The organism is Prevotella sp. OH937_COT-195, from assembly GCF_003932845.1.
Lineage (GTDB): Bacteria > Bacteroidota > Bacteroidia > Bacteroidales > Bacteroidaceae > Prevotella.
On the sequence record NZ_RQZH01000087.1, the window covers coordinates 1 to 907 of the forward strand.

A 907-nucleotide genomic window follows, 5' to 3' on the forward strand; every position below is an offset into this window, starting at 1 on the left:
AGTTGGCGAGATTTACCAACTCAATTTTTTATAAAATAATTTTGTTTAGTCGCATTCCAGTATGCGACTATTTTTGTACCTTCCGAAAGGTCATCTTGGTTATCTGAAGTATGCACCAAGTCACCATTCTCGATATCCTCAAGAGCCAATTCTTTTTTGATTTTCTTGAACAAACCACCAAAACCAAGTTGTCTTTTGCGATATAAACCCTGGTATAAATCATCAACCACTTGAGCATTTTCTACGTTAAATTCAATTGGTTTTGTAGGATATTTAGCAGTCTCTAAGATTGCTCCTTTTAGCCCTTTACCAGTTTCTTTAACTGCTCGAACATCTACCATTGGCACGTAGTCCACCTTAAGAGCCTGCGACCACAAATCACCCCATTCAGCTTGGGAGATGTAGTTATTCTTCCCTGAAAAATAACTTGATTTCACCATCAGCAAAACGTGAATATGAGGGTGATATGTTTTTTCTAGTTCATTATGTGTAATCTCGATAGCACGTAAATATCCAAACATATTCTTTTTGACTTTTTTATACATCATCAACCGTCTAAACGCTTCTGTTAATTGACTAAGAGTATCATTTAACCTATCACCCTCTACATTTTTAACCGTCAAGGTCAAGAACAGAAAGCGCCCCTTTGGCTCTTTCTCAATAGCCCTATCAACTATCTGCGAGGTCTGATAAGAATACTTCATAGACCGTCTCCAGTTGCACATAGGGCAAAGTTTATTTTTACAGAAATAAGCTTGATAGAGTTTTAATAAACCATCTGTATTCTTGATGAAATGCAAATACTCACCACACGTTTTTACGTTCTGAACTAAACTATCTCTGTATCCTAAAACATTAAACACATCAACTAGTTTTAAACTCAAGAGTTTTCGCCCCCTCCAGTTTC

Annotated in this window: 1 protein-coding gene; it reads right to left on the minus strand. The window is 36.5% G+C overall.

The window, feature by feature from the left end; genetic code table 11:
• Window positions 1-20: 20 nt before the first annotated feature.
• Window positions 21-907 (minus strand): protein rep (locus tag EII32_RS11340; RefSeq protein ID WP_125235470.1); only part of this gene is annotated, 887 nt, incomplete at its 5' end.